6 protein-coding genes are annotated in these 9,954 nt (G+C 60.3%); 4 read left to right on the forward strand and 2 right to left on the reverse strand.

All coding sequences use genetic code 11. The features are described from left to right. Positions 1–213: 213 nt before the first annotated feature. A complete protein-coding gene (locus AC5LBQ_RS08815; RefSeq protein WP_493265243.1) occupies positions 214–915 on the forward strand; it encodes a TetR/AcrR family transcriptional regulator in 702 nt (233 codons plus the stop codon). Here AC5LBQ_RS08815 and AC5LBQ_RS08820 read toward each other — a convergent pair. Further along, the gene (locus AC5LBQ_RS08820) at positions 899–1,879 is read right to left on the reverse strand and encodes a tetratricopeptide repeat protein (RefSeq protein WP_493265244.1); all 981 of its coding nucleotides are present in this window, start codon (positions 1,877–1,879) and stop codon (positions 899–901) included. The genes AC5LBQ_RS08815 and AC5LBQ_RS08820 overlap by 17 nt on opposite strands. Positions 1,880–2,352: 473 nt before the next feature. Here AC5LBQ_RS08820 and AC5LBQ_RS08825 point away from each other — a divergent pair, with 473 nt between their 5' ends. The 3 genes from AC5LBQ_RS08825 to glgB all read left to right on the forward strand — a co-directional run bounded on the left by AC5LBQ_RS08825 (position 2,353) and on the right by glgB (position 8,381). After that, positions 2,353–3,123 carry a VIT1/CCC1 transporter family protein gene (locus AC5LBQ_RS08825; protein ID WP_493265245.1) on the forward strand — a complete coding sequence of 257 codons (771 nt, stop codon included), beginning with the start codon at positions 2,353–2,355 and terminating at the stop codon, positions 3,121–3,123. A 336-nt stretch (positions 3,124–3,459) separates the two neighbouring features. Beyond that, a complete protein-coding gene (locus tag AC5LBQ_RS08830) occupies positions 3,460–5,934 on the forward strand; it encodes a maltotransferase domain-containing protein (RefSeq protein ID WP_493265246.1) in 2,475 nt (824 codons plus the stop codon). 224 nt (positions 5,935–6,158) lie between these two features. Next, complete coding sequence (gene glgB, locus AC5LBQ_RS08835; protein ID WP_493265247.1) at positions 6,159–8,381, forward strand: 1,4-alpha-glucan branching protein GlgB; 2,223 nt, start codon at positions 6,159–6,161, stop codon at positions 8,379–8,381. A 108-nt stretch (positions 8,382–8,489) separates the two neighbouring features. Here glgB and AC5LBQ_RS08840 read toward each other — a convergent pair whose 3' ends face one another. Continuing rightward, the gene (locus tag AC5LBQ_RS08840) at positions 8,490–9,128 is read right to left on the reverse strand and encodes an NYN domain-containing protein (protein ID WP_493265248.1); all 639 of its coding nucleotides are present in this window, start codon (positions 9,126–9,128) and stop codon (positions 8,490–8,492) included. Positions 9,129–9,954 lie beyond the last annotated feature (826 nt).

Raw genomic sequence — 9,954 nt, forward strand, 5'->3', positions numbered from 1 at the left:
CAAGAGAAAAAAAAAAACTTTTTGAAGGGGTCGGTGTAAGACAAAAAGCGCCCGGGGAGCCAAATTAATAGGATTAACGCTCAGGTTCCGGGGAATTGCGGGCAGGTGCGGGATTTTTCGCGAAAACCGCGCCAGTCGGCGCGGCAATGGAACGAACGGTCAAAAATTCGCCATACTGTCAGTTAGAGGATTGATTCGCGGAAAGGACCGGCGGTGGGGAAACCAAATCGCGTGGAAATAGTAGGGAAACTGGCGGAACTGTTTCAGGCCCGGGGCTACACCGGCGCTGGCATGGCCGAGATTTCGGCGACGACCGGATTGGGGCGCGGCTCACTGTACCACCTCTTTCCCGATGGTAAAGCTCAGATGATGCGCGAAGTCCTGGCGGCCGTGGAACACGACTTCCAAGCCGCCGTGGTCGTGCCGCTGGAATCGGGTGACATCGCCGGGATGTTCGCCGGAATCCTGACGTTTTTTGACCACGGCGAGAAACAGAGCATCTGGGGCAAGCTGGTTCATGATGCCGCGGCCCGCGACTTTGCCCCCGAGGTGCAGGAGCATTTCAACACGTGGCGCGCGGCACTGACGAAAGCCCTGCTCAGCCTGGGAGTGGATCGCGGCTTGGCAGCCTCTCTGTCCGAACGCACTCTGTCCGGGGTAGAGGGGACGCTCACCTTGGCGGCCGGTTTTGATGATGCGGGCGCGCTTTCCCGCGGCCTGCGCACTATGTCGGCTGAGGTCACGAATGCCATCTCTGCAGCTAGCGGGTCTGCAACCGGTTCAGCGGGGCGTCCGGCGCACTCCCAGAAACCCACTGGGAAACCCGCCGCTAAGTCGACCGCTAAACCCGCGAACCGAGCCCCGCGAAAATCGGCCGCGAAATCTGTGTCAAAGAAGGCTAATAAAGCAAAGTAGCCAGCTTCGAGCGCATCGCCGGAACCAGCGGATCATCGCCCAAAATCGAGAAATATTCCACTAAACGCGCCCGGGCCGCATCGCGGTCCTCGCCGCTGGTTTCCGATACGACCCCCAGCAGCCGAGACATCGCCCCGGCGGCATCTCCCGCATTCATCTGGGCATCAGCGGCCTCGAGCTGCGCTGCTATCTCGCCGGTCGCAGCCTGAGCGCCCTGTCCAGCCTGGTCACCGGCAGGTTCCGCAACTGCTGAGCGAGCCTGCAACCGAACTTTCGCCAGCAGCGGCTCCACTTTGCTGGATTCGCCGGGGTTGGCTTTGAGGTAGTTCTCCAAAGTCTCGATGGCCTGGTCGTATTCGCCCTTGGCCTGAAGTTTCAGCGCGGTTTCGATTTCCTCGGCTACCGCGGGCGGTGCGTCTGGGGCAGGCGTACCGGCCGCACCGGCTGCCCCGTCAGCAGCCCCAGCAGCCCCGGCCTCATCGGTCTGCACGCGACCCGTCACGCCTTCCTGCTCAGCTAACTCGATAACCTTGCTGATGACCTCCTGCACAGCCGAAGCGGGCAGCGCGCCGTTGAACAAAGGCGCGGGTTGCCCGTTCATCAGCAAGAACACGGCGGGAATGCTTTGGACTCGAAACGCTTGGCCGATGGCGGGGTTTTCGTCTATGTTGACCTTTGCTAAAGCCACTCGCCCGCCCGCCTTCGCTACTGCCTTTTCCAGGACAGGACCGAGTTGGCGGCAGGGGCCGCACCAGGGCGCCCACATGTCCAAAATGAACGGGACAGTCTGGGAAATCTCCAGGAGCTGGGCAAACGTGTCGTCAGTGACGTCGCGCACCAGCGGCCCCGGAATAGTTTGCGCGGCAGCCGCCCCGCTCGCACCTGCGCCTCCAGCGAAACCGCCCGCACCAGGCTCGCTGCCCTGACCAGCGGGAATATCGTGCAGTTCTTCGGGAGCTTTCATGGTGATGCCTCATCTTTCCTAAATCCGAGCGGGGGCCAACAATGGCCGTATGCTGATATTTAACCTGTTAAGTCTGGACTGTATCAAATCCAAGCGGGGAAAAATCGCCCAGCGCTTAAAACCGACCCCGGCGCTGGCTGTGACAATTGGGGTTTGCGCGTCTGCGCCCCAGAGCCGCGACATTTGTCACAAGTGAGGTGCTTTGGTTGGGTTCGCCGCCGCGCCTGACCGGGTTCGCCGCCGCGCCTGCCCGGGTTCGCCGCCGCGCCTGACCGGTGTAGCCGGCCTCGTCCGCTCCGCCCGAGGTCGCCCCGCCCGGTGTTCCCCGTAGCCCTCGGCGCGTCCCCTCGAACCCTCCTAGACGTAGCCGCGCCTAACCAAGGCAAGCCTTAGATTCGTTGAAATATAGCCGAAAACCCCGTAACTTGAAACAGTAAACTCAGCACCGAACGGGACAACGGAGGCGACGCACCTTGAGCGAACAGTCGAGCCAAAACCCGGGCCAAGACCCAATCGAAAACCCGGTTGATAACCCGAACGAACCAGACGCAAAACACGACAAATCGGCGGCGACTTCCTCGCGCCTCAACTGGCTTCGAGCTGCCGTGTTAGGCGCAAATGACGGCATTGTTTCGACCGCGGGCGTGGTTGTGGGCGTGGCGGCAGCGAACCCGGAAAACACGACCGCCATCGCGACCGCCGGCATCGCGGCTGTGGTCGCGGGGGCGCTGTCGATGGCGGCGGGCGAATATGTCTCGGTGTCCACCCAGCGCGACACGGAAAAAGCGGTGGTGGCAAAGGAGCGCCGCCTGATCGCTGAGGACCCGGACAAAGAATTTCAGGGCCTGGTGGAAAACTACATCGAAAAAGGCCTGACCCGCGCGACCGCGACCCTGGTCGCCCAGGAATACTCCGCCCACGATCCGGTCGAGGCCCACGTCCAGGCCCATTACGGCCTGAGTTCCGAGGAGTTCACTTCGCCCTGGGCGGCGGCGTTTTCCTCGGCAGTTTCCTTCACGGTCGGCGCGCTGGTGCCGCTGCTGGCGATTCTGCTGTTCAGCGGCCCGTGGAAAATCCAAGCCACATTCGTGATGGTGATGGTCGCGTTAGCGCTGGTCGGCTGGCTTTCGGCGTGGCGCGGCGAGGCCCCGCGGCTCCTCGCGGTCATCCGGGTCATGGTCGGGGGCGCCCTGGCGATGATTATCACCGGCGGGGTCGGTCACTTCTTGGGGGTCACTGCTTAGGGTCACAAGGGCGGTGCGCCGGGTTTTCGGTTAGCGCACAAGGCCGGTGGGGCGGTTTTTCGCGGGGTTCACAAGCGCGTTTCGCCGACTTTTCTATTGGTTCACAAGCCCTGTGGGTCAGGTTTCTGCGCCGGGTTTTCGGTTAGCGCACGAGGCCGGTGGGGCGGTTTTTCGCGGGGTTCACAAGTGCGTTGTGTCGGGTTTTCCCTGGTGTTTCGCTCTCTCTGGGTGTCGGTTCGTTGGTTGGGCCCGAGTGCTACCTCGGGCTTTACTAAAGCTGTAAATGCCCCACATTCAACGAATATAAATTCTGTGGTTATGCTTTAAGATTTAGACGTGAGCGAAACGACGAACTCTACGGGCAATTCCGACGCCAAGAAACCCGGGCGTCATTCCACTGCTAACACTCGTCCGGCTACGAAGCCGGCGGCGAAGCCCCCGGCTGACAAGCCGAGTAAGCCGACTGCTGCCCGCAAGACCCGGACTTCTGGTGCAAAATCGGCGGCAAAATCATCGGGAAGCGCCGCTAAATCAACGAAGAAACCGGCTCCCGCGGCGGCCGCTAAAACCCCCGAAACCCCAGCCGCCGCAGCCAAAACCCCGGCAACCCCGGCAACCCTCCCAAACCTCTACCACCTGCCTGCGGACGCGGAACTGAACCGTATCAGCGTCACCGAGCTGCGTCCCACCGTAGAGGACGGGCTGTTCCCGGCAAAAGCCGCGGTCGGTGAGCTGTTCCCGGTCCACGCCACCGTGTTTGTGGATGGGCATTCCTACTTCGGCGCGGACGCGGTGCTGCTGCGTCCCACCGACCCGAAACACCGCGGCGAAAAGGGCTATGACCTCTACGCTCCGGCCGGCAGTCCCGCGGGCGCTCCTGACCCGGAGGACCCGGCCGCTTGGGAAGTCGTGGACCGCGCCCGGATGTATGAAATCGGCGCTGGTGAAAACCAGTTTGAAGCCTGGCTCCAACCCGGCACCGTAGGACGTTACGCCTTCGCGGTCGAGTCTTGGATTGACCCTTATGGGACGTGGGTGAATGACGCCAAGGTAAAAATCCCGGCGGGCATTGACGTGGAGCTGACCCTCGAGGAAGGCGCCCGCCTGCTGGAACGCGCGATTGCCGGCCAGGCGAAACCGGCCTCCGGTTCGGCTCGGGACACGGCCACTCCCGCCGCCCCGCTGCCCGCGGCTGACGCGGCGGTGCTACAGGGTGCGATTGCGGGCTTGCGTGAGAAAAAGCGCCGTCCCCAGGTGCGTCTGTCGGCCGCCACGAATGAGCTGGTCGCGAACATTTTGGCGGAAAATCCGCTGCGGGATTTGGTGACGCGCACTCGGCTGTGCCCGCTGCGGGTCGACCGGGCGCGTTCGGTGGCAGGAGCGTGGTACGAAATCTTCCCGCGTTCCATCGGGTCCTATTACGGTTCGGACGGCCAGATTGTGCCGGGGACTTTGCGTACGGCCGCGGAGATTCTGCCCGAGATTGCCGCTGACGGTTTCGACGTCATCTACCTCACTCCCGTCCACCCGATTGGGCATGCTTTCCGCAAAGGGCGCAACAACGCGCTTGAGGCCGGACCAAACGATCCCGGCTCGCCTTGGGCGATTGGTAACGAGGACGGCGGACATGACGCGGTTGACCCGGCTTTGGGCGGGATTGAAGCGTTTGACGAGTTTGCGGCGGCGGCGAAACGCAACCACCTGGAGATTGCGCTGGACTTTGCGCTGCAGTGTTCCCCGGACCACCCGTGGGTAAAGGCTCACCCCGAGTGGTTCTCGGCCCGGGCTGATGGCTCGATTGCCTACGCCGAGAACCCGCCAAAGAAATACCAGGACATTTATCCCCTGAACTTTGACCACGACCCGGACGGGCTGTATGCCGAAATCCGGCGGGTGATCGAGTTTTGGATTGACCACGGGGTCACGATTTTCCGCATGGATAACCCGCACACGAAGCCGGTGCGTTTCTGGCAGCGCTTGGCGGCTGACCTGCACCAAACTCATCCCGAAGTGGTGATGCTCTCCGAGGCGTTTACCGCTCCGGCGATGATGCGCGGGCTGGCAAAAGCGGGGTTCCACCTGTCTTACACGTACTTTACGTGGCGCAACTCCAAGACCGAGCTGACCGAATACTTTGAGGAACTCGCTTATGAAACGGCCCACGTGTTGCGCCCGGCGCTGTTCCCCATGACCCCGGACATTTTGACCGACTACATGACCGCCGGGGTAGGGGCGTTCAAAGCCCGCGCCCTGCTGGCGGCCACGGCCGCTCCGACCTGGGGAATCCTCGGGGGCAGCTACGAGTTTTGCGAACACGTGCAGCGTCCCGGCGTGGAGGAAGTCATCGACAACCCGAAGTACGAGGTGAAAGTCTATGACTGGGCGGCGCGCGACAAGTACGGCATCGCCTCCCTGCTGCGCACCCTGAACGCGGCCCGGTCCGCTCACCCGGCGCTGCTGCAGCTGCGCAACATCAAGTTCCACGCTGTTGAAAACGATGCCATCATCGCTTTTTCCAAGCATATTGATGCCGCGCATTCCCCGACCGGCCGGGCGGACACGGTGCTGGTCATCGTGAACCTCGACCCGCACAACACCCAAACCGGCTGGGTGCACCTGGATTTGCCGTCACTCGGGTTGAGCCCGGAGGAGTTCCCGGAGCTGGCCGCGCCCGGCGAGGGGCAGCGCCTGTTTGTGGTGCACGATGAACTGACCGGCGGGGAATATACCTGGGGGCGGGATAATTTTGTCCAGCTCAATCCCTATACCGGACCCGGACATATTCTCAGCTTCAGCCCTATTCCCGACTGAACCGGTTGAGTCGTGCCTCTTCTTTGATCCTTCGCTTATCCGAGACTCAGGCGGCGAGCGCGTAGGCACACTGTGGGTGCACGTACATTTTTCTTGGCAACTTGTTGCCTAGAAAAATAGTGCAGGACCCCACCACGTGCCCTAGCGTCGCCGCGAGTCGCGGTAGGTAGCGATTGCATAACTGAACCCAAACATCGCCTAGCAAAATATGAAAGAATTACCCCATGGCTAAAATCACCGTTTCCCCGGAACTTTTGAACCAGGTCGCCTACGCGAATTACTACTCCCCGCACTCGGTGCTGGGACCGCACTCGGACGGTGAGGACGTCACCATCCGCACCGTGCGCCACATGGCGCAAAGCGTCACCATCGTCACCGAACACGGCGAATTCCCTGCTGAACACGAACAGGACGGGGTGTGGGTGGCCGTCATTCCGCACGCCGAAGTCGAGGACTACCGTGTGAAAGTGACCTACGGCGACCAGGAAGTCTTGGGGGACGACCCTTATCGTTTCCTGCCGACCTTGGGCGAAATGGACACCTACCTCATCTCCGAAGGCCGTCACGAGCGCCTGTGGGACGTTTTGGGTGCGCATATTAAGGAGTACGAGGGTCCGCTCGGGGTCGTAAAGGGCGTGGCGTTCGCGGTGTGGGCGCCGAACGCACAAGCGGTGAAGGTCGTGGGGGACTTCAACTTTTGGGACGGGTCGGGGTGCGCGATGCGCAGCCTCGGCGCGTCCGGCGTATGGGAGCTGTTCATTCCCGGTGTCGAGATTGGGGCGCGCTACAAGTACGACATCAAAGGCCCGGACGGGAACTGGCGGCAAAAGGCCGACCCGATGGCTCGCGCTACCGAGATTCCGCCTGCTACCGCCTCGGTCGTCACCGACAAATTCCACACTTGGAACGATGACGAATGGATGGAGCGGCGTGCCGCGAACGTGGAGGACCACCCGATTCACGCCCAGCCGATGAGTATCTACGAATGCCATATTGGTTCATGGAAAGAAGGCTACGGCTACCGTGACCTGGCCGAACACCTGGTGCCTTACGTCAAGGAAATGGGTTTCACCCACGTGGAGTTCATGCCGGTGGCGGAACACCCCTTTGGTCCATCCTGGGGGTATCAGTGCACGTCATACTTCGCTCCGACCGCGCGCTACGGCACGCCTGACGACTTCCGCTACCTGGTGGACGTGCTGCACCAAAACGGGATTGGCGTCATCTTGGACTGGGTTCCGGCGCACTTCCCGAAGGACGACTGGGCGCTGGCCGGGTTCGACGGCACGGCCCTGTACGAGGACCCCGATCCGCAGCGCGGCGAGCACCCGGACTGGGGGACGCTGGTGTTCAACTACGGCCGGCGCGAAGTCAAGAACTTCCTGGTCGCTAACGCTCTGTACTGGATGGAGGACTTCCACATCGACGGCCTGCGGGTGGATGCGGTGGCGTCGATGCTGTACCTGGATTATTCCCGCAAAGAGGGCCAGTGGCACCCGAACCAGTACGGTGGGCGGGAAAACCTCGAGGCCATCGCCCTGCTGCAAGAAGTGACCGCGACCTGCTACCGGGTCTGCCCCGGCACGGTCATGATTGCCGAGGAATCGACCGCGTGGCCCGGCGTGACCCAGCCGACTTCCGAAGGCGGCCTGGGATTCGGGTTCAAGTGGAACATGGGCTGGATGAACGACACCCTGCGCTACTTGGCGGAGGATCCGGTCAACCGCAAGTGGCACCACAACGAGCTGACGTTTAGCCTGGTCTACGCCTTTTCAGAGAACTTTGTCCTGCCGCTGTCCCACGATGAGGTCGTGCACGGCAAAGGCTCGTTGCTGTCCAAGATGCCCGGCGATTACTGGCGCCAGCTGGCGGGATTGCGCCTGCTGTTTGCTTACCAGTGGACGCATCCGGGCAAGCAGCTCATTTTCATGGGCTCCGAGTTTGGCCAGGGCGCGGAATGGAATTCGGGGGCGTCCCTGGATTGGTGGCACCTGGACATTCCCGAGCATCAGGGGATTCGCCAGCTGGTCACCGACTTGAACCACCTGTATGTGTCCAACCCGGCGCTGTGGTGTGATGATTATCGCGGGTTTGAGTGGATTGAGCCCAGCGATGCCGACCACAATTTGATTACCTATCTGCGCCGCTCCGTGGCGGAATCGGATCCTTCGGGGATTGATTCGGGCCACCTGCTGGCGGTGGTGGCAAACTTTAGCGGCAACCCCCACGATCCGTTCCGGGTCGGCCTGCCGTTTGCCGGCAAGTGGGACGAGATACTGAACACGGACGCCGAAGTTTACGGCGGTTCCGGCGTGGGCAACCTAGGCCAGGTCACGGCCGAAGAGATTCCGTGGAACAACCGGCCCTGTTCGGTGTCTTTGCGGATTCCCCCGCTCGGTGTCGTGATTCTGCGCCCCGCCGAGGATAACCCGTATCGCCCGCGGTAGGGGGTTCGCGGCGTCCATCGTGGTTTGAATACTGCCCGCCCGCTCTAGGCTTTCGTTTCACAAGGGCGTTGCGGCGCGAAACTCCGTGCACACCAATGAGCGGTGTGGTTATTGGTACGTCCGTGTATCGAGGGAAGCCCGGAAGTCATCTTCATTCATAGAGGTGGTCCAAATCCGGTGTTCGGTGCGGATTGACCCCTGTGTCCATTTGACTGTAGGTGAAAACCATTTGACGGTTTCTATCTTTGCCATCCCATAAGAGTAAGCTTCGTCAACCGCCGGAGCTAGGTCTGTATCTCGTGAAGCGAGCACGACCACATCGTAGTTGCCGCTTCGTGCCAGTCGGCAAAGCGTGAGAGCGCACAGCACGTCTACACCTTTTTCTTGTGCTGAACTCCATATTGGCCGCTTCTTACCGTCAATGTACTCATTCTTGTATTTCAGTGGCCTTAAGGTCACTTGAACGATTCCGTTACTCTCTTGCTCCCAGTAATATTTTTGTGCCTGGTTGCGCCGATAGCCCTCGCTGGGATCTTCCCGTAGGGGCAGACCACGAAACACGTCTACACGCGCTAGTCTGACATAATCATTAGGATCTTGCAGTGAAGCGTTTTTGACCGCAGCGAGTCGTTGTCCAAATTTCAAAGGTGAAATCAGCGCGTCCTCTTTTGGACTATTGGGAAGAAAAACATCAGCGGCCGTCATGTGGACGTTCTGGTAGTCAATTACCACGGCCATAGATTTCATCTGATTCCCCTGCGATAAGAGTAAACCCCGCCAGTCCGAAGACGACGGGGAGCTATGAAATTAGGGTATATCAAAGTGTCAGATTCGTCAATAAAATTGGGACTTTGTGTTGAAGTATGAGCGATAGCGGTGGACCGCTGTAGCGTGCGTGTAGGTCTGGGGGACTGCCAGCGCGTTTGAGACAACGTGTAAAGAATTTCCGAATTTCTTTACACGTTTTTCTGACGTGTAAAACTGTTTTACACGTTGGGTCGCCCGGGCGGTTCTCCGGGGATTGTGAGCCATGGTCATCGAGGTAGGTGCACGAATGACCGATTTCGCTGGGAAATTCGGGTGAATGCCCGCGTGGGTTTCACCAAAGCCGCAGGTAAAGGCAATTTGCGGTCCGGGAGTCAGGTCGCGAGGGCGGTGAAATCGGTCGTTCGTGTCGGGTAGCCCTGCTCTGAACCCACAAGTGTGACCTAAATCACACTCGATTTCCGAGGTTTCGTGTAAGATTGCTCCAAGCCTTTACATATACAGGGTGTTAGCAAGGTTTCTGCCCACCTTTAGGCTGATAGCCGCGAGGCGTGACAGATTCCTTGGTTCCGGGAAATCCCGGAAGCGTGAGGCTAGAAAGTGGCGTAAAAACGCGACTCAAGGCCTCTCGCATTATTGACAGAACACTTGGGTGGTGTAAACTTTTCCCGGGTGCTTCCGTCCTGGATCACCTGGGTGGTTTAAAAAATTCCACCCTTTATTACCCAGAAGAAGGGTTTTTTTGAAGATGAATTTGAAGAAGAAGTTTGTGGTTGGCGCTGCTTCGGTGGCGTTGATTGCTTCGATG

The sequence above is a fragment of the Mobiluncus sp. genome, assembly GCF_985070215.1.

What these genes read in the sequence shown, in the direction of transcription:
- glgB (WP_493265247.1), top strand. Translation starts at nt 6,159, where the DNA reads ATGGCTAAAATCACCGTTTCCCCGGAACTTTTGAACCAGGTCGCCTAC.
- AC5LBQ_RS08840 (WP_493265248.1), bottom strand. Translation starts at nt 9,128, where the DNA reads ATGAAATCTATGGCCGTGGTAATTGACTACCAGAACGTCCACATGACG.
- AC5LBQ_RS08820 (WP_493265244.1), bottom strand. Translation starts at nt 1,879, where the DNA reads ATGAAAGCTCCCGAAGAACTGCACGATATTCCCGCTGGTCAGGGCAGC.